Source organism: Neobacillus niacini, assembly GCF_046591715.1.
Lineage (GTDB): Bacteria > Bacillota > Bacilli > Bacillales > Cytobacillaceae > Neobacillus > Neobacillus niacini_L.
Genome location: NZ_JAWVNQ010000004.1, coordinates 1 through 24,656, shown reverse-complemented (window position 1 = coordinate 24,656; position 24,656 = coordinate 1). Strand labels below are relative to the sequence as shown.

General features: G+C 39.7%; 20 protein-coding genes and 1 other annotated feature. Of the genes, 6 read left to right on the top strand and 14 right to left on the bottom strand.

Features of this window, described 5'->3' with window-relative positions; all coding sequences use genetic code 11:
* Nucleotides 1-53 precede the first annotated feature (53 nt).
* The 4 genes from SFC47_RS12385 to SFC47_RS12370 form a co-directional block, all read right to left on the bottom strand.
* Entirely contained in the window at nt 54-1,322 is a 1,269-nt protein-coding gene (locus tag SFC47_RS12385; RefSeq protein WP_411254603.1) for a S8 family peptidase, read from the bottom strand.
* 203 nt (nt 1,323-1,525) lie between these two features.
* Complete coding sequence (locus tag SFC47_RS12380) at nt 1,526-2,410, bottom strand: glycine betaine ABC transporter substrate-binding protein (RefSeq protein ID WP_411254602.1); 885 nt, start codon at nt 2,408-2,410, stop codon at nt 1,526-1,528.
* A gap of 1 nt (nt 2,411) precedes the next feature.
* Nucleotides 2,412-3,263, bottom strand: a complete 852-nt coding sequence (locus tag SFC47_RS12375; protein WP_411254601.1) for an ABC transporter permease — start codon at nt 3,261-3,263, stop codon at nt 2,412-2,414.
* On the bottom strand, nt 3,233-4,522 hold the full coding sequence (locus SFC47_RS12370) for a quaternary amine ABC transporter ATP-binding protein (protein WP_411254600.1): 1,290 nt from the start codon (nt 4,520-4,522) through the stop codon (nt 3,233-3,235). Before SFC47_RS12370 ends, SFC47_RS12375 begins: the two co-directional genes overlap by 31 nt.
* A 271-nt stretch (nt 4,523-4,793) precedes the next feature.
* Here SFC47_RS12370 and SFC47_RS12365 point away from each other — a divergent pair, with 271 nt between their 5' ends.
* Nucleotides 4,794-5,336, top strand: a complete 543-nt coding sequence (locus SFC47_RS12365) for a GbsR/MarR family transcriptional regulator (RefSeq protein WP_411254599.1) — start codon at nt 4,794-4,796, stop codon at nt 5,334-5,336.
* 26 nt (nt 5,337-5,362) lie between these two features.
* On the opposite strand, the gene SFC47_RS12360 is transcribed toward SFC47_RS12365, so the two are convergent.
* From SFC47_RS12360 to SFC47_RS12350, 3 genes are all read right to left on the bottom strand, one after another.
* The gene (locus tag SFC47_RS12360; protein WP_411254598.1) at nt 5,363-5,593 is read right to left on the bottom strand and encodes a hypothetical protein; all 231 of its coding nucleotides are present in this window, start codon (nt 5,591-5,593) and stop codon (nt 5,363-5,365) included.
* 86 nt (nt 5,594-5,679) lie between these two features.
* Nucleotides 5,680-6,141, bottom strand: coding sequence for a flavin reductase family protein (locus SFC47_RS12355; RefSeq protein WP_411254597.1), 462 nt, complete (start codon nt 6,139-6,141; stop codon nt 5,680-5,682).
* A 126-nt stretch (nt 6,142-6,267) separates the two neighbouring features.
* Nucleotides 6,268-6,639 carry a DnaJ family domain-containing protein gene (locus SFC47_RS12350; protein ID WP_411254596.1) on the bottom strand — a complete coding sequence of 124 codons (372 nt, stop codon included), beginning with the start codon at nt 6,637-6,639 and terminating at the stop codon, nt 6,268-6,270.
* Nucleotides 6,640-6,780: 141 nt separating this feature from the next.
* Between SFC47_RS12350 and SFC47_RS12345 the strand changes: the two genes are divergently transcribed.
* The gene (locus tag SFC47_RS12345) at nt 6,781-8,433 is read left to right on the top strand and encodes an FAD-binding dehydrogenase (protein ID WP_411254595.1); all 1,653 of its coding nucleotides are present in this window, start codon (nt 6,781-6,783) and stop codon (nt 8,431-8,433) included.
* A gap of 75 nt (nt 8,434-8,508) precedes the next feature.
* On the top strand, nt 8,509-9,111 hold the full coding sequence (gene yyaC / locus SFC47_RS12340) for a spore protease YyaC (RefSeq protein ID WP_411254594.1): 603 nt from the start codon (nt 8,509-8,511) through the stop codon (nt 9,109-9,111).
* 40 nt (nt 9,112-9,151) lie between these two features.
* On the opposite strand, the gene SFC47_RS12335 is transcribed toward yyaC, so the two are convergent.
* Nucleotides 9,152-10,741, bottom strand: a complete 1,590-nt coding sequence (locus tag SFC47_RS12335) for an amidohydrolase (protein WP_411254593.1) — start codon at nt 10,739-10,741, stop codon at nt 9,152-9,154.
* 401 nt (nt 10,742-11,142) lie between these two features.
* Here SFC47_RS12335 and SFC47_RS12330 point away from each other — a divergent pair, with 401 nt between their 5' ends.
* Nucleotides 11,143-11,865 (top strand): toast rack family protein, encoded by a 723-nt coding sequence (locus SFC47_RS12330; protein ID WP_411254592.1) that lies wholly within the window; start codon nt 11,143-11,145, stop codon nt 11,863-11,865.
* A 30-nt stretch (nt 11,866-11,895) separates the two neighbouring features.
* Here the strand turns inward: SFC47_RS12330 and ilvA are convergent, their stop codons facing one another.
* Both ilvA and SFC47_RS12320 read right to left on the bottom strand, forming a co-directional pair.
* Nucleotides 11,896-13,167: a threonine ammonia-lyase IlvA gene (gene ilvA / locus SFC47_RS12325; RefSeq protein ID WP_411254591.1), complete on the bottom strand. Its 1,272-nt coding sequence runs from the start codon at nt 13,165-13,167 to the stop codon at nt 11,896-11,898.
* An 84-nt stretch (nt 13,168-13,251) separates the two neighbouring features.
* Nucleotides 13,252-13,504: a binding site (T-box leader), on the bottom strand.
* A gap of 155 nt (nt 13,505-13,659) precedes the next feature.
* Nucleotides 13,660-17,949 (bottom strand): S8 family serine peptidase, encoded by a 4,290-nt coding sequence (locus SFC47_RS12320; protein ID WP_411254590.1) that lies wholly within the window; start codon nt 17,947-17,949, stop codon nt 13,660-13,662.
* Between the two features lie 463 nt (nt 17,950-18,412).
* Between SFC47_RS12320 and SFC47_RS12315 the strand changes: the two genes are divergently transcribed.
* Nucleotides 18,413-18,925 (top strand): gamma carbonic anhydrase family protein, encoded by a 513-nt coding sequence (locus SFC47_RS12315; RefSeq protein ID WP_411254589.1) that lies wholly within the window; start codon nt 18,413-18,415, stop codon nt 18,923-18,925.
* Between the two features lie 452 nt (nt 18,926-19,377).
* On the opposite strand, the gene SFC47_RS12310 is transcribed toward SFC47_RS12315, so the two are convergent.
* Nucleotides 19,378-20,706: an MDR family MFS transporter gene (locus SFC47_RS12310; protein ID WP_411254588.1), complete on the bottom strand. Its 1,329-nt coding sequence runs from the start codon at nt 20,704-20,706 to the stop codon at nt 19,378-19,380.
* 141 nt (nt 20,707-20,847) lie between these two features.
* On the opposite strand from SFC47_RS12310, the gene SFC47_RS12305 reads away from it, so the two are divergent.
* Entirely contained in the window at nt 20,848-21,225 is a 378-nt protein-coding gene (locus tag SFC47_RS12305) for a hypothetical protein (protein ID WP_411254587.1), read from the top strand.
* Nucleotides 21,226-21,262: 37 nt separating this feature from the next.
* Here SFC47_RS12305 and SFC47_RS12300 read toward each other — a convergent pair whose 3' ends face one another.
* The 3 genes from SFC47_RS12300 to SFC47_RS12290 all read right to left on the bottom strand — a co-directional run bounded on the left by SFC47_RS12300 (nt 21,263) and on the right by SFC47_RS12290 (nt 24,487).
* The gene (locus SFC47_RS12300; RefSeq protein WP_411254586.1) at nt 21,263-22,387 is read right to left on the bottom strand and encodes an NADH-dependent flavin oxidoreductase; all 1,125 of its coding nucleotides are present in this window, start codon (nt 22,385-22,387) and stop codon (nt 21,263-21,265) included.
* A gap of 97 nt (nt 22,388-22,484) precedes the next feature.
* Nucleotides 22,485-23,957: a sensor domain-containing diguanylate cyclase gene (locus tag SFC47_RS12295; RefSeq protein ID WP_411254585.1), complete on the bottom strand. Its 1,473-nt coding sequence runs from the start codon at nt 23,955-23,957 to the stop codon at nt 22,485-22,487.
* A 197-nt stretch (nt 23,958-24,154) separates the two neighbouring features.
* A complete protein-coding gene (locus tag SFC47_RS12290; RefSeq protein WP_411254584.1) occupies nt 24,155-24,487 on the bottom strand; it encodes a hypothetical protein in 333 nt (110 codons plus the stop codon).
* Nucleotides 24,488-24,656: the final 169 nt, after the last annotated feature.

Genomic DNA, 24,656 nt, shown 5'->3' with positions numbered 1-24,656 from the left:
TATATAAAAGATGAAAAGCCATCTTCTAGTAAGATGGCTTTCCCTCTCTATGATTATCTTACTCTTGCAAATCCAAATCCTGAAGCATAGTCATCCCCAGTTGCAGCTCCGTATCCACCCTTGATGTCGTATAATTTTGCTCTTCTTTGTAACTCAGCACGAAGCTGTGTATGTGTCCATGATAAATTAGATGACCAAATTTTAGCAGCTAATCCTGATACATGAGGAGTGGCCATGGAAGTACCGCTGATAGTATTATAGTTTCCATCGTACCAAGTTGATTGAATGTCTTTACCAGGTGCAGAAATTTCTACATCTCTTTCGTGAATAACAAAGTCACCATCAGTGGATGGATTGCCTCGAGATGAGAAATTAGCGACGCGATAAGTTCCATTTTGTTGGACATTCTCTAATGCAGCTACAGCTACGGCATTCTTTAATGCACCCGGATATCCTATGGTATTGGCCGCATATCCATCGTTACCTGCGGCTGCAACAACAAGTGTCCCCTTACTATAAGCATAATCTACTGCACTAGCAATCATCGTGTCTTTACCTGCAGAACCTAAGGACATGGAAATTATCACTTTAGAGCCTGTTCGAACAGCTTCATCAGCAGCATGACGAATGGCCCCGGCAATATCATCCGAATATCCAGAACCACTGTCTGTTAATACCTTATAGGCCCATAGCTTTGCTTGTGGTGCAACCCCATATATCCCTAATCCGTCAGAGGCTCCGTGTGCAAGTGCAGTTCCTGCTACATGCGTACCGTGTCCGTTTCGATCCGTACACGTTCCATTGACGAGCGCTGACGAGGATTGGGTAAAGTCTTTACATTGTTCACCACTTCCTGCTAAATCATAATGATTAATATATACACCCGTATCTAACACTGCTATCTTTATGCCCGCACCGCCAGATGTACTTGTTATATTTGGATCATTGTAAATGGCCTGCATCCCCCATGGTGTCCGGTCACTTGGCAGGGATGTAATTGCAGTTGTCCCGATTTTTTCTTTTGAAGCGCTTTCAATTCGATCTAATTGAACCTCTGGCACCCTTTCAATGGTTAAATTCTTATTCTTTAATAGTGCTTGGTACTGCTTAGCATTCACACTTGTGGAATATCCTTCATCACCAAAATCCCAGCGTACCCCTGTATTTGCTTTTGCTTTTGCCTTCTCAGAACTTGGTCCTTTAATGATAACCCGGTATGTCTCCTTCGAGTCTGTTACTTCACCATATGCCGCTGAGGCAAACAGTGAAGCTCCCATTGTTAATGCTAGTAAGGCTGAGACAATCTTCTTTTTCTTTCGCATTTTATTTCCCCTTTTCCATTTTTTTATGTACAGCTTTCATATGGCTGTAATATTGAGTTTATTTAGAATCTTTGTATTAATCAATATTTTGTTGCTTGTGGAGAGTTGGGAAATAATTTGGGGTAAGCGGTCATACTTTAGTCCCTTTAAGGGCTGAAAAAAAGACCTCCAATGTATTGAAGGTCTTTTCTCATTTATAGTTTCTATTCCTTTAGGTCCTCAATGGAATCAATATCCATATATGCTGGAACGACTAAACCTAGTTTTGTACCTTTAAGGTTTTCCCCTAAATCCTCAAATTTCCCGTCATACTTATCATAGTAATCTGCATGTGTTGATGGCAGCCAGCCTGCAACGTGGGCGTCTAAGCTTCCATCTGCGACTCCTGTCCACATCGGTCCTGCTTCTACTTGAGTAAGTGTAACATCATAACCTAAATCTGATAGGACTTTACCAATGACATTTGTACTTGCAATTTCACTATCCCAGGCTACGTATCCAAGCTTGATTTTTTCTCCAGAGACCTTCTCTACACCTTCAGTCCATGCTGAAACTTTATCAGCATTTTCCTCTACCCACTTCGCTGCTGCCGCCTCAGGGTCTTCACCATTAGTGATATTATTCATAACAATATTCATATCATCAGGTGTCCAAGTAAATTGATCCAGAACTTGATAGGCTCCAGGGAGATCGTCCTTTAATCCATTTCTAGCAATACTATGAATGTTTTCATCTTCGCCAAAAACACCTTTTGGATCTTCTAAGTATTTTAAATCGTATGAAGCAAATTTCCAATGTGGTGTCCAGCCAGTGACAATGATTGGCTCTTCTTTTTCATATGCCTTTTTTAATGCTGCTGTCATGGCGGCACTAGATCCTTCTACAAGAGTCCAATCCTTTAAGTCATATTCCTCCAGAACTTTTGCAGACGCCTTCATGAGTCCTGCACCTGGATCAATTCCAATAATCTCATAATCTAGCTGTTCACCTATGGAGCCTGCCTCTTTACCTGTTTTATCTGAGCCGCAAGCTGCTAGACCCAATGTTAATAATGCTGCCGATACTGTTACCATCCATTTTTTCTTCATATTAAACACTTCCCCCTTGTTTTTTACTTTTTCCAATATTTTGAGTAATTCGGTCGAGAATAATTGCAATGACCACTATGGAAAGGCCCGCCTCAAACCCTCGGCCAATCTGAATTTGTGTTACTGCACGGTATACATCGGCACCTAGACCTGGTGCCCCGACCATGGAAGCGATCACCACCATTGATAACGCAAGCATAATGCTTTGATTAATTCCCGCCATAATCGTCGGCATAGCAAGCGGTAATTGAACCTTTATTAATCTTTGGCTGGCAGTTGAACCAAAAGCTTCTGTAGCTTCAATAATATCTGCAGGTACTTGCTTGATACCTAATATAGTTAAACGAATCGTTGGCGGCATTGCGAAAATGACGGATGCTACGACTCCTGGAACGACACCGATATTAAAAAAGAAAATAGCAGGAATTAAGTATACAAAAGCAGGCATAGTCTGCATAAAGTCAAGAACGGGTACTACAATGTTTCGTACCATTTGTTTTTGTGAAGCCCATATTCCCATAGGGATTCCTAATAATATAGAGATAATTACAGCTGTTAGCACAAGTGCCAGTGTCTCAAGCATTGGCTCCCAGTAACCAAGGTTATCTACTAAAAATAAACCAATCAATGTAAATAGCCCAATCCCTTTATTCGCCACCTTCCAGGCAATGAGGGTTAGCAGAATGATAAATATATAGGATGGTATAAATTCAAACCCAGTTACCATTCCTTCTACAACCGACTCTAAAATGGCGGTGACTCCATCAAAGGCAACTTCTAAGTTGGTTGTCAGCCAATTAACGAAATTATCGACCCAAACAGCTATTGGGAGTTTCGGGAACCATTGTTCCATGTTATTTTCACCTCCTTAACTTCCTTAACAGCGGCGGCAGCTTCAGATTTTGCTGTATGTATAAGGTTTAGGTCATCATTGTTCCCAGCCAGGGCACCAATGACGGCTCCTCTTACAAGTATTCCTTTTAGTCTGTTATTTTCATCTACGACTGCAACAGGTATGGAGGCTGTAGAGACCTTATCGAATAAATCAGTTAGTAATGTATCCGGTGAAACAGTTGTTACGTCTTCTTTTATAATTGTGGTTAAATCCTGTCTCTGTTCGATTGCTTTATTCGCTTCGGAGGCAGTTATCGCTCCAAGTAATGTTTTTTTCTTATCAACGACATAAATACTTGAAATCCCTAGGTCTTTCATAATTTGCAGCGCAACCCGCGGCCCTTTTTCAATCGAAACCGTTTCAGCCCGCTTCATGACATGACCAGCAGTCAAGACTTTAGACAAGTCGACATCTTCTACGAATCTCTCAACATAGTCGTTTGATGGGTTCATTAAAATCTCTTCAGGTGTTCCAATTTGGACAATGACACCATCCTTCATCAAAGCAATACGGTCACCAATTCTAAGTGCTTCATCTAGATCGTGCGTGATGAATACAATGGTTTTTTTCATCGTTGACTGAAGGTCAAGAAGTTCATCCTGCATATCTTTCCGGATTAATGGATCAAGTGCACTAAATGCCTCATCCATTAATAAAATGTCCGAGTCATTTGCTAAGGCTCTCGCTAATCCAACCCTTTGCTGCATTCCCCCGCTTAATTGTTTAGGAAATTGATTTTCATACCCTTCAAGCCCAACCAGTTTCAATGCATTTATCGCTTGTTTTGTGCACATTTCTTTCTGTATTCCCTGTACCTCTAAACCATACTCTACATTTTCAAGTATTGTTCGATGAGGAAGGAGTGCAAACTTTTGAAATACCATACTAATTTTCTTTCGGCGAACCTCTCTTAATTGTTCTTTGTTCATTTTTACAATATCCTCACCGTCAATATATACTTCCCCGATGGTGGGATCAATGAGTCGATTAAGCATCCTGACAAGCGTTGATTTACCACTTCCGGATAAACCCATAATGACGAAAATTTCGCCTTCTTCCACCTGAAAGCTTGCCTTACTCACTCCAACCGTTGATCCGGTTTTCTTTAGAATTGATGCTTTTGATTCACCTTCATTTAAGAGTTGAATCGCTTTTTTTGACTTTCCAAAAACTTTTGTGACATTTTGAACCCTAATTTTTATTGGATTACTAGTCATTTGTTCACCCCTATCTATCTATTTAGCTATTGACCGCCACTTTTGGTCTTACCTATCTATTATAGTGCCAATTCCATATTTAAAACAAAGTTGTTAATTAGCCATATTTGCTCGTAAAGTACGTACAGAAAAAACTGTACGTACTGCACACATGAATTCCTTAATATTCCTCTAAAATGCTTCCATATCCTCCTGATGTGAGTTCTTTACTTTTTATCGAAACATGATAGGCTAATAAAAGGACACGTATAAAGATAGGTGTGATGACAGGATGAACGGTGAAAAAGAACTAGAACTTGCCCGTGAACGGGTAATTGATGCGATTTCTAAAAATATGAATTTATATGGAGTTACGGAATCGATCGGCCGCTTATATGGGGCTTTGTATTTTCAAGAAGGTCCGTTGACACTTGATGAAATGAAGGAAGAGCTGGGAATGAGTAAGACGAGTATGAGCACGTCTGTCCGGAGCTTATTGGAGTTAAAGATGGTGGGAAAGGTTTGGAAAAAAGGGGTTAGGAAAGATCTTTATCAGGCCGAGCCGGATTGGTATCAAACCTTTATTGATTTCTTTACCATTAAATGGCGTGCAGGGATTTCCCTGAATATAAGCGCTATGCAGAAGTCGCTAAGTGAAATTCAATCCCTCGTAGATGATGATTCTGTAGACATAGATGTAAAAAAACAAGCAAATATAGATATAGAAAAACTAAATTCCGCAATTGAATATTATGATTGGCTAAACAGGTTAGTGGATAGTTTTGAATCCAAGGAGATTTTTGAATATATACCCAAAAAAACGGAGAAATCTTAAGATTCCCCCGTTTTTTTACTATCATTTTATGATGTGAATGATTGAACTAAGATGGCTAGAACAAATACAGATAGAAAAATGCTTATATAGCCGCGTCGTTTTTGTCCATTTTTCAGCTCGTCTAACCCGCCGACCAAAATAAAGGCACTTAATCCCAGCATCATGAGAGGCTGTGCCACGAAGTTTTTTGTCAATAATCCAAATCCAGCTAATAATAAAACAACAATCCCTAAAACAAGTCTTAACTTTTTATACAAGGTCTATCCCTCCTATTCTTATTGTACAATACTGTACTAGAAGCACAATAAGAAAAAGCTGCCATGTGACAGCTCTTACCTCGTTGTTATTCTGATAATTTGCGATATTGGCCACCGAAATATAACAACGGATCTCCTTCATTGACCTTCAGATCCGTAACCTCACCAATAAATAGAACGTGATCGCCAGCCTCAACTTCGTTATAAAGGTTACAAGTCATATTCGCAAGTGCCCCTTGAATAACAGGCAAACCTCCAAATTGTTCAAAAGGATAAGGAGTTTCCTCTTTTATTTGTCCTGCAAAACGCATAGATTCTGTTTGTTGTTCAGCAGATAAGAAGCTAACACCAAATTTCTTGGATTGTTGGATAAGTGGAAGTATTCTTGCTCTTTTATCGATGGATACAAGTATTAGTTTCGGAGTCAACGAGACAGATACGAAAGCATTCGCTGTCATCCCATGTGCTGTACCATCCACTTCAGTTGAAACAACGGTAATCCCCGTTGCAAATTTCCCCATTGCATTACGAAAAAAACGATCATCCATTTCTCTACACCCCTTCGAATCTCTGATTGTACATCTACTAAGCTGGTAACTTAGAAAACCAACATTCTTTCTTCATCTTATTATCTTTGGAATCTGGTGTCTAATATTATGATTTTTTATCTGTTTCTACTTCCATATTTTGGCATGCCATTCAATATCTTCAAGGTTAATTAACATCTTTTGCATACTTTTTGGGCATTCCATATTATACTTTTTAATCTTATTATTCATTTCATCAATTAAACGATTGATATCCTCCTCTTTTGATTCTGTTTCTATCATGTTAAGGAGCTTATCCATCTGCTGTCTAATTTCTTTTTGCAGTGCGACAAATGGCGGCAGGTAACCTGCTTCTTTAGCAGCTTTAAGAAAATTATCATAAATGTCGCCAGAAGACAAATTCTTTGGCAGAGGCTTACCAAAACCAGGCAGCTTTTTTGCTTCCTCTAACTCTTGGTTAAGTTTATTAGGATCATATTTTCCATTATTGGTCGTCATGACTACATTAGCCTCCCTACTGAAAGTCCTTACTCCCTTTTATTCTATTACTCCCATAGAAAATCCTTTTGCAAAATCACAGTTTGACTTTTTAGAAAATTTAAAATACTATCGGAATATAAGATAATCAGGGGGTAATATATGAAGTTTGATGTCATTGTAGTCGGTGCGGGACTTGCTGGTTTAGTCGCAACCGCGGAGCTTGCAGAGGCTGGTAAGAAAGTACTGCTAGTAGATCAAGAACCGGAGGCTTCCATTGGCGGTCAAGCCTGGTGGTCCTTTGGCGGATTGTTTCTTGTTGATTCACCCGAACAACGGAGAATGGGAATTAAAGATTCTCGTGAACTCGCTTGGCAAGACTGGTTAGGTGCGGCAGGCTTTGATCGAGAGAAAGATGAAGATTTCTGGGGCAAAAAATGGGCTGAGGCTTATGTCGACTTTGCCTCAGGTGAAAAACGTGAATGGCTGTATCAGATGGGAGTTCGCTTCTTTCCTGTTGTAGGCTGGGCTGAGCGTGGAGGATATTTGGCTGAAGGACATGGGAATTCTGTACCCCGATTCCACATAGTATGGGGTACTGGTCCTGGCATTGTAGAACCCTTTGAGAAAAGAGTCCGTAAAGCCATCAACGATGGAGTTGTGGAGTATCGTCCTCGACACCGCGTAGATGAATTACTAACAAAAAATGGTGCTGTTATGGGAGTGGCTGGATCTGTACTCGTTCCGAGCTCTGCACAGAGAGGAGAAGCAAGTTCACGGGAGGTCATTGGAGATTTTGAGGTTACTGCTCAGGCTGTCATTGTAACAAGCGGCGGTATCGGCGGCAACCACGAATTAATTCGGAAAAATTGGCCAGAACGACTAGGGACAGCACCGAAAAATATGATCTCAGGTGTACCGGATCATGTTGACGGCAGAATGCTCGAAATAACGGAAAATGCTGGCGGCAGGATTGTGAACCGTGATCGAATGTGGCACTATACCGAAGGCATTAAAAACTGGAACCCGATTTGGAGTAATCACGGAATTCGTATTTTACCCGGACCATCTTCTATCTGGCTCGATGCAACGGGTAAACGATTTCAAGCACCCAATTTCCCTGGGTTTGATACATTAGGGACGCTCGACGCTATCCAAAAGACAGGCTATGATTATTCGTGGTTTATTTTAACGCAGAAAATAATAGAAAAAGAGTTTGCTTTATCCGGCTCTGAGCAGAATCCTGACCTTACGGGAAAAAGTATAAAAAAAGTTCTGTCCCGCATTCTTCCTGGTCCGACAGCTCCAGTAAAGGCATTCATGGATAAAGGCGAGGATTTTGTGATTGCGGATAATCTGGAGAAACTTGTCGAGGGCATGAATAAACTTACTGGTGATAATCTCATTACCTATACGGAAATTGAACGGCAAATCGCTGCCAGGGACCGTGAAATGGACAATAAGTTTACTAAGGACCTGCAGGTAACTGCCATTCGCGGGGCACGGAACTACCTTGGTGATAAACTGATACGAGTCGCCTCCCCTCACAAATTCCTAGATTCTAAGAATGGACCATTGATTGCGGTTCGATTAAATATTGTCAGCCGAAAAACGCTTGGCGGACTGCAAACCGATTTATCCGGCCGCGTCCTCGATACTGCTGGTAATCCTGTTCCTGGCTTATATGCAGCTGGAGAGGTTTCGGGCTTTGGAGGCGGCGGTTTGCACGGTTATCGCGCGCTGGAAGGAACCTTTCTTGGCGGATGCCTCTTTACAGGAAGACAGGCGGGGCGTGCTATTGCGAAAGAATTATAGATTTAAAAAATAAAGAAGGATTATTTAATATTAATGAAGAATTTGAATCTATAAACGTTAGTGAGGTGTTAACATATGGGTGGCAGCAGTGTTAGTAACAGTATTCGTTCTAGAGACAATTTTGTTATTCCATATAATCATAAGTTAGCACCTCTTTTCATCCGGCAAGCACTTTATGACCTTATACCAGAGGGAACACAGCATATTTATGTAATTGGGATTGGCTCTAATCGAATTAACGGCGACAGCTTAGGTCCTTTTGCAGGAACACTGCTAAAGAACAGCTATCCTGATCATTTAACGGTTTTAGGGAACCTGCAGTCCCCGTTAGATGCAACAACACTCGTTCCAGAGATATCCAACTGCCAATTTCGAAAAAATAGTTTCGTTCTTGCTATTGATAGTGTTTTTGGCAGTGAAAGCATGGTGAACTCGATCGTGGTCAATAATGGCCCGATACTTCCTGGTATAGGATTAGGTAATAGCATTCCTCCCATCGGAGATTCCAGCATAACAGGCGTTGTCCTCGAGAATGACCCTGCATTGAAAGAATCACTTCTATGTACAGACCTAAATGTTATTTATACCATGGCTACTTCGATTGCAAAGGGAATATCACTAACAATTCGGCAATATTTCAAATATCCGTCTGACCAACCGATTCTCACTTTCAAGTGAAATAATGAAAAGAGCATCTGATTCGATGCTCTTTCTCTTTTTATGTATGAACTTCCCCATCTATAATGGTCATTTCAATATTTGTTTTTAAAAGTTCGTCAGGGTCTTCTAATGTAAAGAGATTCTTAGAATACACCGTCATATCTGCTAACTTACCTCTAGAGAGAGTGCCTTTTATATCTTCTTCGTTTGTCGCATAAGCTCCGCCGATAGTGAATAACTTTATTGCTTCAAGCATTGAAAGTTTCTGTTCCTCATTCCAAATGTGAGGCTTACCAGGTGTTTTTCGGGTAACTGCAGCATGAATACCAAGCAATGGATCAACAGGTTCAACGGGTGCATCAGATCCGCCAGCACAGATTACTCCTTTTGATAGCAGCGATTTCCATGCATATAAATAAGCCTCCCGCTCCTTCCCAATCCGTTCTATTACCCATGGATAATCTCCCACGACAAATCGCGGCTGAATATCTGCAACGATACTTGGGTCCGCTAACCTTGAAATCAAATCTTCTCTAACTAAAGACGTATGGATAATTCGATCACGATAATTCACCTTTGGAAATTGATCTAGTATATCGAGAACATCTTCTAATGCTTGATCTCCAATCGTATGAACAGCAATTGGCATAGATTGCTGCCTTGCCTCTTTTACAATATGATAAAGAACTTCCTGAGTTTGCATAGCTTCTCCAAATTGACCTGGATCGTCGCTATAAGGCACAGAGAGCAGCGCAGTTCTTCGCCCAAATGCCCCATCCGCAAAAATTTTAATTGCGCCAATTTGCAATTTTTCATTTCCATACCCAGCACCCATTCCATTTTCCTTTAGTGTTGGCAGATAAGGATAATCAATCAAGAGATTACAGCGCAGCCCTTTTTGTTCATGATTGATTAATTCATTATACATGCGATAGGTTTGCTCTAAACCGCCTAAGTAGGCCGGATCGTTGGTATGTACGCTGGTCAGACCTTTTTTGATGGCAAATTTCATCGCAAGAGCTAATCCGTTCTTTAATTCATCGTAGGTTTTGTCTGGGATATGTTTGGTAATAATCTGGGAAGCAGATTCCAACAACATTCCTGTAGGCTTTTTTGTAAGTGGGTCTACTACCACACGTCCGCCCTTCGGTACATCAATAGAAGGATGATACTGACTCATTTCAAGTGCTTTACTATTTACCAAAAAGGCATGATAGCAGATTCTTTTTAAATAAATTGGACAATGTGGTGCCGCATAATCTAGTTCTTCAATAGTAGGAATCGAACCTTCTGTAAAAAGATTCTCATCCCAGCCCATACCGATTAACCATTTCCCAGGAGCAACAGTATCCGCTTTTTGCTTAATTTTTTCAAGCATTTCTGATTTTGATTTGACACCTGTTAAATCTAAGTCTAAAAAGTTAAATGCCACACCTGACATATGTAAATGACTGTCTATCAGACCTGGAGTAACCATTTTCCCCTGCAGATCGACCATACTTGCTCCTTGTCTTCCCCATTGTAAGCTCATTTCATGATGTGATCCTAAATCTATAATCCGGCCATTTTCTACTACGATTGACTCGACGACCGGCTGGTTTGAATCAAGTGTATAGATTAGCCCATTTGTAAAAATTGTCTTCGACACACATAGCCCCCACCTTGTACTTTATTGTAATCTTGAAATTATTATAAATGAAAATTCAATTAAAGTGATAGGAATGTTACCCAAATCCTTACCTCAGACTAGTTACGGGTTAAATTATACTGTTGTTTTGACCCAATATCCTGCCTCAACCAAGTTACGGTCACAATTAGGATTGAATTGTGACCCATTTTCTATTGTAACAACGATTTGGGGTAAAATCGGTTCTCTCTACCCAGATAGAAATAGAATACAGACTATTAAAGTAGTAAAATAGTAATAGATGAACGATTCTTATATACTGCTAAGCCTTAGGTCTGACAAAAGATTCCATCTAGAGCCGTTTTCTCATCATAATTGGATTTCGTACAATAATGGTAGTTAAAGACGGGGAGGAAAAAGTAATGGAAAAAGTATTTTATGCTGGTGTATTGAGTTTAGCATTAATGACAGCTGTAACAGGCTGTGGAGTTTTTTCAAATGGGAACGCAGATCATGGAAATGTCACCATTGAAAAAGATAAGGCAAAAGAATTGCAGCTTGAACTGAACCTTGGAGCAGGTGAGCTTAATGTTGAAAAAGGTGCAAATGAATGGGTTAGCGGGTCTATTGAATACAATGAAGAAAAACTAAAACCTAAAGTCTCCTATAAACGTAAAGGAGATAAAGGAATTGGAGTAATACAACAAGAGAATACAGGTATCCTTGATAAGATTAAGATTGGCGACCTGAAGAACGAATGGAATTTAACTCTAACAGATGAGATTCCATTAAGTTTAGTGGTGAATTCTGGAGCTTCCGATACAAATTTAGATTTAAAGGGTCTTAATCTAAAAGATTTAGACGTAAATGCTGGTGTTGGCGATATTACCATTGACCTAAGCGGTGAGTGGGAAAATAGCTTTGAAGCAGCCTTAGCATTAGGTGTTGGGCAATCTACCATTATTCTGCCAGAAGATGTAGGTGTGAAAATTGAATCATCAAAAGGAATTGGAACTTCTGACTTTGTTGGTTTTATTTCCAAAGGGAATGGTATTTATGTTAACGAAGCATATGAAGATGCGGATGTAATCATTGATCTTAAAACAGATTTAGGTGTGGGAGAAGTAGTTTTTAAACTAGAATAGGAAAAGAGCCCTGATACGGGCTCTTTCTTTTTATACCAGCATTTGGAACAAGGTGCTGTCTTTATTGATCTCTCTAAAATCAAATCCTTTTGCCTTAATTCGCTCCATCAATGGGAAATAATCATTCTTACACTTCAACTCAATTCCTACTAAAGCTGGACCGGTTTCACGATTATTCTTTTTGGTGTATTCAAAATGGCTGATATCATCATTAGGCCCTAAAACATCATCTAAAAACTCACGTAAAGCACCTGGGCGTTGTGGGAATTGGACGATAAAGTAATGCTGCAGTCCTTCGTAAAGCTTAGAACGCTCTTTAATTTCCTGCATCCTGCCAATATCATTATTCCCGCCGCTGACAATACAAACAACCGTTTTCCCCTTAATTTCCTCAGTAAACTGATCTAATGCCGCAATAGATAGTGCACCAGTAGGTTCAACCACAATGGCATTTTCGTTATAGAGTGATAACAGTGTAGTGCAGACCTTTCCCTCAGGTACGACAACAATATCATCAACCACTTCTTTACAAATCTCAAACGTCATGGAACCGACGGTCTTAACAGCTGCGCCATCTACAAATGGATCAATTTCTTTCAGGGAAGTCACCTCACCATGAAAAATAGATTCCTTCATCCCTGCTGCACCTTGGGGTTCAACTCCAATGAGCTGAGTCTCTGGTGAAAAGTGTTTCATATACGTACCAACCCCAGAGAGAAGTCCGCCTCCACCAATTGCTCCGAATAGGTAATCAATCTTTTCATGACAATCATTCAACAATTCAACCGCCACAGTCCCTTGTCCGGCAATAACGTCTGGGTCATCGAATGGGTGGATAAACGTTCTATTTTCTAGTTGACTGCATTCCATTGCTTTTTCATAAGCATCATCGAAAGTATCTCCTACTAGAACAATTTCTACATGTTCTTTACCCCAAAACTTTACTTGATTAACCTTTTGTTTTGGAGTGGTACTTGGCATAAAGACTTTTCCGTTAATTTTTAAATGATTGCAAGAATAGGCAACACCCTGTGCGTGGTTTCCAGCACTGGCACAAATAATCCCATTTTCTAACTCTTCGTCTGTTAACTTTTTGATGCGGTTATAAGCACCGCGGATTTTAAATGAGCGGACACTCTGCATGTCTTCTCGCTTTAGATAAATATGACAGCCATATCGCTCTGATAATAGATGATTATACTGCAAGGGAGTTGGCGAAATCACATCCTTAATGGTGTGGCTTGCAATAATAATATCCTCTACTTGAAAGGCTTTTTCCTTTTGATCAACTTGTTGACTCATTTCACTTTCCTCCTCTTTCGTTATAAAATTTGCCAGTTTCATAGGCATTCATATTTTTTTAAACAACAAAAAACCCGCCCCTAGTATAGGGACGAGTTTAACTCGCGATACCACCCTACTTCCGCAGCGAAAAATATCCAAACTGCGGCTCTCGATACAACGTATTATGACATACGTGTTCCATGTAACGGTGGACTATACCGGTATAGCTTACTTTCAGTTTTCAGCTACACATCTCAGAGATGATCTTCGGATAAGCCCCGCCATCGACTCCCAGCAAATGTCGACTCTCTTTGGGACAAGGAGCAAATCTTACTATTCTCGTCATCAATTCGTTTTAAATTATTTATAAGATTATCACTGTAAAGCGGCAGAGTCAATATTATTTGACTATTTTAATTATTTTGTTTATTTTAAAGCGCTTTCATAGTATTAGAATAAAAAAGAGGAGGAAGCGCCAAACATATTGGCTGCTTTCTCCGCTCACTTAGCTTATTTTTTTCCCTTACCTTTATTCTTTACATTGATAAACAATTTTCCGGCTGCTAATTCTCTAGAGGTGTTACCAAATGCATCTGATGCCTTGACTTCAATCATCGCACCATCGGCTACCATGTCCTTTGTCGCAGTGTAGTATCCTACATAATTTCCTGGTGAAATCTCCATCATTGGCAGTTCTGTTGCATTTTGTACTGAGATAAGATTTGTTAAAGGCATATGAATGACAAATGAGGATTTTAATCCAGGCTCACTTGTGAATTCTATTTTTACACTTTCACCTTTTTTCAATGTCTTATCCTCAGCAGGTTTTACATTTGAAATCTCTGGTGCTGTAAAATCTACATTCACTTGAAGTGTTTGTTCTGTACGGTTGCCAGCTTGGTCATCTGCTGTCACTGTAATCGTATTGGTTCCTTCATCTAACAGAATTCTAGCTGAGTAGGTGCCATTATCCACTTTCGCTTTTGTACCATTAACACTAACAGACTTCAGATAATCATCGACAACTGTACCCGTAACCGTAACAGTTTCCTTATTGATTTTCCCGCCATCTGTTGGGCTTGTAATCGCTAACTGTGGAGCATGCTGGTCATAGACTACCCCAACAGGTGCTGACGCATCTGTTATTCCTTGTACAGTTGAAGCTTTTGCTGTTAGACTATTTTCTCCATCTTGAAGTGATACCTCAATGGAATACGTACCAGCATCTGTGGCTTCACCAGTTGCTATTTCTTCTCCATGATTGTAGATGTGAACAGTTGTAGTCGGTGCAGCTTTCCCTTCGACCGTTACTGTGCCAACGTTCGTGAAGGAACCATCCACAGGCGATGTGATGGACGGAGCTGTTACTTCATAATCCACGACTGCACGAATCATATAGTTTCCTTCTTCTTCAGGTGATGGTGACCAAGCGCCGCCAACTAATTGCCAGCTTCTTAATGCATTTTCACCATCTTCATCTGTTGCAAGTCCAGGTGATGCCGTGTTGACTCCAGCTTGGATGTAAACAAGGTAGAAATCTCCTTCAACGACAATACCGTGACTGCTAAGGTCTACATGTGTCCACTGACCATTTCTTAATGCTGTGGCATCAATTGGACCTGCCAGTTTCTTACCTGGTGCTCCATCTGGGCCGCTGGCATCATAAACAGCCACTTTGAAATCGGTACCGCCAGGAACTGGCCATTCTGTATCCCAGAATCGGAATAATCCTCCGGAAACAAGTGCCTTTTCATTTCCTGGTGCTAAAGACATTTTCACAGCCCAGCCGTTACCTGCGTCATAAAATGCTCTCGCATTTTCAGCAGTGCCGTCATCATAGCCAATTTCACTTGGGTATCCAATGAATGGCTTCAATTCAAAGTTTTGTGAAATATTTCCTTGTAGAGAAACAGACACTTCTTGACTATAAAAATGAGGTGCGATGATTTTTAAGGTATATTCCCCTTCATAGCCAGTTACTGAATAGTTTCCGTTTCCATCTGTTGCAACAGGTGCGATATTCGCATCTTCGATTAAGTAGAGTGTTGCTCCTGCTACAGGTTCACCAGTTGCTTGATTGATGACAGTTCCTGTTACTGTACCTTGCGGAAGTTCTTCTAATGTAAAGTTAGCAGTCACTTCACCGTCCTGCTCAATGTTCACGGTTTGTGTTTCTGAATGGTAGCCATAGCTTTCAGCTACAACCGTAAACTCACCAGCAGCATGTGTCATTTCAAAGCTTCCGTTTGCAGGATTTGTTTTAACTGATCTGCCTGATTCTAAGACTGTTACTTGAGCCTGCATCGGTAAGGCAGCCGGTGCAGCCTTGTTAGTGGCAGCTTCTTTAGAAACTTCAGGCATTTTTAGAGTAATTTTATTTGGATCGACTTTTTCTTTCAATTCAGCCTTCTCAGAAGTACCTTCTTTCTCACTAACGACACCAAGTTGTTGTGTTGCGGTGAGGGCCGTATCAGATAGAGAAACATCATCAATATACCAGCCATCTCGAACCACACTGCCATCAGTCGTTACATTAAAAGCAACATAGATTCTCTGCCCAGCATATTCACTGAGGTCTACTTCACCATCTACCCATCCATTGGATAGATTATTTACCCGAAGCTTTTGAACCCAGTTTACGTTATCTGTAGAGACATAAACGTGACCGTAATCATAGTTTCTTTCGAGATTGTACCATTGTTTAAATTGTAAGTAACTGCTGCCTTCTGGCAGATCGATTGGCGGCATTTGCAGCGACATATTTGCCCTGCTATCATACGTACCGTCTAAGTTTGTTCCATAAACCTTTTCACCTGAGAATGCTGCACCTGGCCCGCTTGTCGGAGTGCCCCATTCCCATGTATTAGCTGCACCATAAGTAGTCCATCCATCTGGATTGCTTTCAAAATCCTGTGAATATCCTACTGTGATTCCTGGAAGTACTGTTACAGAAAACTCAGAGGCTGTTTCATTTCCACCAAAATCTGTTACTTTAATAGTATAGTTAAATGATTCTCCTGCAATATCCTCTCCAGGGATAGCCGCTTGGTAGATACCATTCTTATAATCACCGCTGATTCGATCTGCGGAAATTGTATTTGTAGTGCCATCTTCTAATTGATATACCACTTCAACATTTGTTACACTGATATTGTCGGCAGCTGAAGCTTGTAACGTTAGCGGCATTCCTGCAAAAACCGTGGCAGGTTGGGAATGTTCTAACACTGGAGCTTCACTGTCGTTTCCTTCTTTTGTTACCTGTCCTTTCAACTTACCTAATCCCGAAATGACAGAGGATACAGCATCATATACATTTAATAGACCCGCTCCATACCCATTATTTGGAGATTCTGGGTAAGTATTGTCTGTTAAAGGTACAGCTGTTGTTAATAGGATTTCTTCTAATTCATCTACTGTTAAACTAGAATTTGCCTGAAGCAATAAGGCAATCGCTGCTGCTACGTGCGGACCAGCCATTGATGTTCCATTCCATCCACCTTCATAGCTGCTTCCAGGTACAGAGGAACGAATGTTAACTCCTGGTGCTGAAAGCTCTGGCTTAATCTCTTCATATGGAGATGGTCCTAATAGTGAAAAACTTCCTAGTAAGTTATTAATATCTGTAGCACCTGTAGCGACTGATTCAGGGTAGTTAGCAGGGTTTGCAACGGAACCAGGACCGCCAGGGTTGGTTAAAGTTGTATTACCAGCTGAGAATTCTGGGAAGATTTCTGCTGCTCTCCATGCTTGAACCATAGGGCGATACCACTCATCTAAACCAGCTCCTCCACCCCATGAGTTATTGACGACATCTGGCGCCAAATCAGGATTACCATTCGGTGCTAATATCCATTCACCTGCTTGTAGTAAATCAGCATCGGTTCCACCTGCTGCTGTGAATGCCTTAACAGCAATCCATTTTGCTCCAGGTGCAACACCAATGGCATTAGAACCATCTGGCTCAGATCCCACCATTGTCCCGGTAACATGCGTCCCATGACCTTGATCATCATAAGGTACAGATTGACCTGCAACGGCGTCAAACCAGTTGTCTGCATGTGATGCTTGACCTGTAGCTGCATCAAATCCACGGTATTTTGACTCTAATGCTGGGTGATTCCACTGAACTCCAGTATCAATGGATGCGACTGTAATTCCACTTCCATCAATCCCCATTTCCCAAACAGCAGGGGCACCGACACGATCAATATTCCATTCAATGGCATTCGTTTCGGCTGTAGGTTCTAGTACTGCTTCAGCAGATTTTTCAGGAACGAACAATTGTCTTGTTTCATTTGGCAGAATTTTCTCTACTTCTTGGAATGAAGCAACCTTTTCCATTACCTCTTTTGTAGCTGTAACGGCAATCCCGTTCACGACATAGTAAGAATGAAGATCTTCGGCAGCTCCTGCCTCTACTTGCTTTTGCAGGTACTCTAATAGTTCAAATTGTGTTTCCTGCGCTGTGGCTTTTAACTCGGAAACAATAGAAGAACGTTTTAATGATTTACTTTTAGCCGGTGTTGCTTTATTAAGGCTTGCTTTTTTCTCCGCCTCTTTTGCTACACTAGCCGTATCGACCTGTTCTTTCATTTTAATCAAGAAGGTCACTTTTTCTTTCTCATCAAATTGTTTATCTAGTCGGTTTGAAATCTTTTGTGCGGGAGATGTTAAACTATCTTTTGCTGAAACACTGACTCCTTTTGTCGCAGCTGAACTCACTTGAGGCTGTATGAGCATTGGTAAAACTAACATTGCGGTGCACATCACCGATAGAAAACGACGCTTCTTTTTCCTCATCGCATTACCCCCTAAGTATTTTAAATTGACCGGTCTCCTGCCCTCCTTCCTATCGCACACTTTATGTAAAATACATTGGTGCTAATTTAAAAATACCTTTTAGCGAGTGGGGTTTGTGTCGAATTTCGTCTAAAAAATAGCCTCTGGCAGAAATTGAGAGTTTAGTAGTCATTGGGAAATATGGAAAATTAGTCCAAATTGAGGTCGACGTAGCTTAGCTACTGTGGCGAATAATACCTTTTATTCTATTTTGTCATTCTTTTTATTGGGGTAATTATCTCTATTTTTAAAAAATGAATCCTTTTTCCTAGTAGTATCGATACCTTAAGTCAGTATCATGTTTCCTATAGCAGTTGTTAATTTGTATCTTCATAGGTAAAGATTTTTCTTTTCCTACCTTTATGATGGTATAATCTAGCTAAACTGTAAAACAATTCTGAATATAAAGGAGAGTTTTTTAGTCATGCATATTCCATATAATGGTATATCCCCTGCGATCCATCAAAGTGTATTTGTAGCTCCAGGTGCCTATCTAATTGGTGATGTTACGATTGGTGAAGAATCAACAGTTTGGTTTAATGCCGTACTGCGTGGAGATGATGGCCCAATTATAGTTGGGAAAAGATGCAGTATCCAAGATAATTCGACCATTCATCTTTATGAAGGTTATCCTGTTGTCATTGGAGATGATGTTACAATCGGTCATAATGTTATCCTGCATGGCGCAAAGATTGGAAGAAGTTCTATTATTGGAATGGGTTCTACATTATTAGACAATGTCGAAGTGGGTGAAGAATGTATTATCGGCGCAAATACGCTGTTAGCCGGCGGAATCAAAATCCCCCCGCGGTCTCTCGTTCTCGGCTCTCCAGGCAAGGTTGTCCGTGAGTTAAATGAAAAAGATTTGCAAATGCTCCAATACTCCAGTGAAAACTATGTTCAAAAAGGGAAAGCGTATAGAGAGATACTAAAATAGGACCAGATTCTCCAACAGACAAAGTCCATGGCCAAATGGACTTTTTATTTGGCTGTGTTAAAAAATACTGTTACTTTTGGAACCTGTTGATTGGAGCGTAAATCAACAGCCTAGTTTAACACAGCCTTTCAAATAAAAAAGGCAAGCATAGGGCTATGCTCACCTTTCTTTTCGACAATGCGAATCAGTCCATACTTTATGAATACACTGTGCTCAGCTTGACTGGCTTCCTTAACATATAGTTCAACTTAGATTGAACATAATTAAGCAAATAGGTAAATCGAATACCGATAAGCATGAAAGATCTAAGTATGCTAAAGAGTATATTCAAAGTATATCCCTCCACATTGAAGATTAGTGTTATTAGAGTAACACTAATCCTATTGTTTTCCTGCAGTACTATTTTATTCGTCATATATCAGTTATCCTGGCATCATGATTCCTTTACACATTTATCCTTGGCTCACTGCTGCCTCGGTTCTCTCTGGAATTCGGAAACTAAGAAAAATGGTTATAAAACTTATGACCAGAGCATAAAGAAAAACATTCTTCATTCCGATTGCAAGTGAGGCAGCATGGTTTATAATCAATCCCATGATGGCTACACCAACGGAGGTCCCAATATTTCTCAAAAACATCTGAAGTGACGTTGACATCCCCTTAATTGTAGATTCAGCAAATTCTTGGGAGGCAATCGTTCCAAGTGCAAATAATAAACCAAAGCAAAATCCCTGTATCGTCAAAATTAAAAATAATCCAAAATAAGATAAATCATTAATAAATAAATAGAGTGGCAAGCCTGAAACAGTAGTGATGATACTGCCAATTACAAACAATTTCTTATAACCAAAACGAATAATCCACTTACCAGCCGGTGTACTGCCAAACATCCACCCAAGCGCAATACTTAATAGGATTAAGCCGCTTTTGTATATGTTCATTTTACTGCTTTCCTGCAAAAATAAAGGTATAAAGTTCGATGTACCATAGAAAGAGAGACAGTAAATCAACATGAAAGAATTCGTTGATAGTAACCCTTTGTTCTTAAATAAGGCAACTGGAAGGAATGGATGTTTCTCTTTTCTTTCCACCAGAATAAATAGAATAAATCCGAGTACAGCACCGGTGATGGACCAGTATGGCTTACTTAAGCTCGTTGATAATAATAATAGAGTGATTGAGATCCCAAATAAGAAGAAACCTTTATAATCGATATAAGTCTTTCTAAATTCAGTTGTTTCCTTGTAGGGTAACAAACAAATAACTGTTGCAATACCAATAGGAATATTAATAAAGAATATCCATCTCCAAGTCAAAGCTTCTACAAAAAAAGATCCTAATACAGGTCCGATGATAGAAGATATTGCCCAAATACCACTAAAGACCGCTTGGATCTTCCCTCGTTTTTCAATGGTGAACAAATCCCCTACAATAATCATTGAGAGTGGAATCATTCCTCCCGCTCCTAATCCTTGAATACCCCGATATATTATAAGGGTCACCATCGAATTCGCCAGTCCACAGAGAATTGAACCTGCTGTAAACAACGTAACAGCAAAAATTAAGAGCTTTTTTCGACCATACATATCTGATAATTTCCCATAAAGAGGAACGGTTATGGTGCTGGCCAGCATATAGACAACAAAAATCCAAGAAAATAATTCTAGGCCGCCAAGCTGATTAACAATGGTTGGACTTGCGGTCTGCATAATATTTGTGTCAAGGGCTGAAATAAGTGTGGTTATGACGAGCCCCATAAAAACATAGTTATTTTTTTTCATTCGTTCCTCCTGGTATGTAGAATAGCTAAGGTTACGTTCTCATGTATATTCTATCAAAATGCCAGCAAATGCAGGATAATTTTCCCTCTAAAAGGGGTATGATAGGAGGAGAAAAAACATGTTCAAAAGAAGGATATCAGAATGGATGATAACATAGTTGAATTGTTAGATGAGGATTTGAAAGAACAAATTAAATCCGAAATTAACGGCTTGAAATTTACGAAAAATTTTCGATCCCCATCAGCAGAGGAATGGTATATTTTTCTCCCAAGTTTTTCTGATCCGGTTACCGGAGGTGCTGCAGGAAAAACGATAATTCATTATAACCTTTATGACACAAAAGAAATTTTTATTAATACCACGATTATCTTTGATGATCCTGCCCTTCATAATAGCAATCAGCATCAACTTGTTTATGCCCTTGGTGACGAAGTTGTCAATCGGCTGGTGGGTTATGCTGACACACTATTATCTGTTCATTGCGGGAAAAATTCCTATAATGCCGAATATAAACAGTGAAGAGTTCATCCCCAAAAATAGGGATGAACTCTTTCTGCTAATTAACTCCTGGAAACCAGCCAGGTGTATGAATGATAGCTTGCCACAGTGGATCTGGTATCACTAACTGTTGTTGGCTATCTTTGTTGATTTCAGTATGAATTTCGTTCTCTTTTCCTTCAGCGATCTTTTGCACCCAATCTGGGTCCATAATAAGCTCACGGCCGAGAGCAATTAGTGGTACCCCGGTTTGAGAAGCCTTCAAGGCATCATCCGGGGTATAAATCGACCCTACCCCAATTACTGGGACTCGATCACCTACTCGTTCTTGTATGATTTCCATCCTCGAGCGGGTATCATCAACACCTCTCTTTGGTGTTGACCAGAAATCATGTAAAGAAACATGAAGGTAATCAAGGTCCTTTTTTGCGAGTTCCTCAATTAAAACAAGGGTATCAGCCATTGTTATTCCTGGCGTTTCGGGCTCTTCTGGTGAAAAGCGATAACCAACAATAAACGAGCTATCCGCATGCTCAGCTGCCACTTTCTTGACTTCATCGACAACAGCTAATGGAAAGGTTAAGCGTTTCTTGAGACTTCCTCCCCAGCGGTCTTCTCGACGATTAGAATGCGGTGAGAAAAATTGTTGAATTAAATACCCATTTGCACCATGAATTTCCACTCCATCGTAACCAGCCTCGATTGCCCTTCGCGCTGTATGACCGAAATCATGTATAATCGACTCTATTTCTTGATCAGATAATTCTCTAGGTACAGGCTTTCCCATTCCTTCTGCGGGAACGCTGCTGGCGCTGACAACATCACCATTTGGGATTAATTCTGGAGGTACCTGTCTGCCTCCATGAAAAATTTGCAAAATGGCCTTGGCTCCCTGCTCTTTAATCCCATTCGCCAGCTTATGTAAGCTGGGAATTAATTCATCTTTGTCTCCGCCAAATTCACCATGGAATCCTTTACCATTCGCAGTAACATATGTACATGCGGTAATCACCATGCCTGCACCACCAGAGCGTCTAGCATAATAGCTGACTTCTGCATCCGTAACACTTCCATCAGGATTAGATGACCAATTTGTCATGGGTGCCATTACGATTCGATTTTTTAGTTGAACGCCATTTTTAAAGGTAAATGACTGTAATAATGGTGTATATTTAGAGTTCACCTATTCATTCCCCCATTGGATTACCATTTTCCCCACTCTTATTTTTCAGTTACATGATCGAAAATAACCATTCATTTTTAAAAAAATCACCCTGCACTTAGGCAAGGTGAAAAAGTTGATTGAAAGGAAATTGGTTCATTCTGCTTTCCTTTGCATGATATAATTTATCGTCAGCAAGCTTGATTAAATCTTCTGGCTTGACCTTCTCATTTGGGATGATTGTTGCAAATCCTATGCTGATGCTGACAGTTGGTTCTTGTTCTGTGGGTATATATGGCATGTTAAGAATTCGTACATTTTCTTGAAGCCTTGCAGCCACATGTGCTGCCCCTGGTTCGTCGGTATCTGGAAGTAAGATCACAAACTCTTCCCCGCCATATCTTGCTGCAAAATCACCTGGTCTCTTTAGAGTATCCTTTAATGTTGCAGCAACACGTCTTAAACAATCGTCACCAGCCTGGTGGCCGTTAAAATCATTGTATTTTTTGAAATAATCAATATCAATCATGATGACAGAGAATGGTATCTTGTTACGTTTTGTTCGCTTCCATTCTTCCTGCAGCCTCTCATCAAAATATCTTCGATTAGGAATACCAGTTAATCCATCCGTATTTGAAATAAACTTTAACATCATATTGGTTTCTTGAAGTTTCTTTTCTTTTTCTATCCGCTCCGAAATATCTCTCGATACGGCAACAATTCCCTCCAGTTTTCGTGTGGTATTTCGAATCGTTCTGGCATTCGTTTCTACCCAGATAAAGCTTCCGTCCTTTTTTCTAACCCGATGGGAAAATGAAGCAAAGTCTAAATCACAATCTGCTTTCAATACTAAGGAAGTGACTTTTTCCATTTCTTCTGGATATAAATATTCGTATAGATTGCGACCAACCAAATCCTCATGATGATAGCCTAATAATTCTAAACTCGATGGTGATAAATATTTGTAAGTACCATCGGGATTTAGATAAGAGATAAGATCAGTTGTGTTTTCTGTAATAAATCTATATAATTCTTCATTTTTCCTGAGCTCTTCTTCCAGCCTATTCCTGTTTGTTACATCTCTAATAAACACCTCAACTGCTGGCTTATTGTTATATACAATAGATGAAGAAGCAATTTCAACATCCAATACATGATTTTCGGGGGTGTGTATCTTTAATTCAACTCGACCAAGATTCCTTTTTCCTAGTATTAACTCCTGTAATCGTTTGTTGACAATAGGATGAAATTCGGGCAGGACATAATGGAAGATGGATTTCCCTATAATTTCAGAAGATGAGGCTTGTACAAGATCTTCAAACTTCTTATTTGCAAATACAATCCTTTCTTCTTGATAGACAATTATTGGTTCTGGAGAATACTCTAGGAAATCCCATAATTTAGTTTCACTTAATTCAGCCTTATTCTTGTAGTAAATGGCTTTATCATAAATCCATCCAAGCAGGAAGGCAATCGCTGCAAATGCACATGCCTCTAGAATGGACCATAAATTTGTTTTTTCAGAAAAAGATTCAATAAAAGAAACCATTGCAGAAATAATTAACAAAGTAATTCTACCGGTGTATTTCATTGTGCACCTCAGTCGTAATATTTGCCCTAGAATCAATTAACTATAAAGATTGATGATTTATGTTTAAGTTTATAACTTTTACACTAGTAATAAGTTGGTTTCTTTTTAATAATGTATCATAATGTCTGCGTCATAAAATGCGGTAAATTCGAAATTATTTTGACTCTTTTAAAAGTAGTGAGGATGATAGTAATCGTTTATAATAAAGTTGCTTTTTTAAGAATGTAACAAGATCCATCCTCTGCAAATAATAAATATTTACCCTTATCTATGTTGAAATTTACATGATGTTTATCATAAATAAGTTTTTCTACTTTAATAAATTTATCTAAATACTGTTGAGGTGGATTGAAGAAGATCTCTTGGCTTTTCTTTGTGGTTACAAACCCCTTCGGGTCACATTTTCTTTCTGGTTTTAATTCTGTGAACCATTCACCTGTCAAAAGAATTGAATTTGCCGTTATTTTTGTTTTTCGGTTTTGGATAGACCATACTTTTCTGCAATTACACCGGTGTATTTTACTTTTCATCTATCTATACCTACTTTCAATTGTAAAATAAGTATTCGATGAATTATATTCGTTCCGGCCATAAAATATTTATGCTTTAAAATGTGTTCTAGTGGCAAAAAAGAACAACCTGCAATAGGTTGTTCTTCGTATTGCCTGGCAATGTCCTACTCTCACAGGAACTTTCGTT

What these genes read in the sequence shown, in the direction of transcription:
- SFC47_RS12385 (WP_411254603.1), bottom strand. Translation starts at nt 1,322, where the DNA reads ATGCGAAAGAAAAAGAAGATTGTCTCAGCCTTACTAGCATTAACAATG.
- SFC47_RS12380 (WP_411254602.1), bottom strand. Translation starts at nt 2,410, where the DNA reads ATGAAGAAAAAATGGATGGTAACAGTATCGGCAGCATTATTAACATTG.
- SFC47_RS12375 (WP_411254601.1), bottom strand. Translation starts at nt 3,263, where the DNA reads ATGGAACAATGGTTCCCGAAACTCCCAATAGCTGTTTGGGTCGATAAT.
- SFC47_RS12370 (WP_411254600.1), bottom strand. Translation starts at nt 4,522, where the DNA reads ATGACTAGTAATCCAATAAAAATTAGGGTTCAAAATGTCACAAAAGTT.
- SFC47_RS12365 (WP_411254599.1), top strand. Translation starts at nt 4,794, where the DNA reads ATGAACGGTGAAAAAGAACTAGAACTTGCCCGTGAACGGGTAATTGAT.
- SFC47_RS12355 (WP_411254597.1), bottom strand. Translation starts at nt 6,141, where the DNA reads ATGGATGATCGTTTTTTTCGTAATGCAATGGGGAAATTTGCAACGGGG.
- SFC47_RS12350 (WP_411254596.1), bottom strand. Translation starts at nt 6,639, where the DNA reads ATGACGACCAATAATGGAAAATATGATCCTAATAAACTTAACCAAGAG.
- SFC47_RS12345 (WP_411254595.1), top strand. Translation starts at nt 6,781, where the DNA reads ATGAAGTTTGATGTCATTGTAGTCGGTGCGGGACTTGCTGGTTTAGTC.
- yyaC (WP_411254594.1), top strand. Translation starts at nt 8,509, where the DNA reads ATGGGTGGCAGCAGTGTTAGTAACAGTATTCGTTCTAGAGACAATTTT.
- SFC47_RS12330 (WP_411254592.1), top strand. Translation starts at nt 11,143, where the DNA reads ATGGAAAAAGTATTTTATGCTGGTGTATTGAGTTTAGCATTAATGACA.
- ilvA (WP_411254591.1), bottom strand. Translation starts at nt 13,167, where the DNA reads ATGAGTCAACAAGTTGATCAAAAGGAAAAAGCCTTTCAAGTAGAGGAT.
- SFC47_RS12320 (WP_411254590.1), bottom strand. Translation starts at nt 17,949, where the DNA reads ATGAGGAAAAAGAAGCGTCGTTTTCTATCGGTGATGTGCACCGCAATG.
- SFC47_RS12315 (WP_411254589.1), top strand. Translation starts at nt 18,413, where the DNA reads ATGCATATTCCATATAATGGTATATCCCCTGCGATCCATCAAAGTGTA.
- SFC47_RS12310 (WP_411254588.1), bottom strand. Translation starts at nt 20,706, where the DNA reads ATGAAAAAAAATAACTATGTTTTTATGGGGCTCGTCATAACCACACTT.
- SFC47_RS12305 (WP_411254587.1), top strand. Translation starts at nt 20,848, where the DNA reads ATGGATGATAACATAGTTGAATTGTTAGATGAGGATTTGAAAGAACAA.
- SFC47_RS12295 (WP_411254585.1), bottom strand. Translation starts at nt 23,957, where the DNA reads ATGAAATACACCGGTAGAATTACTTTGTTAATTATTTCTGCAATGGTT.
- SFC47_RS12290 (WP_411254584.1), bottom strand. Translation starts at nt 24,487, where the DNA reads ATGAAAAGTAAAATACACCGGTGTAATTGCAGAAAAGTATGGTCTATC.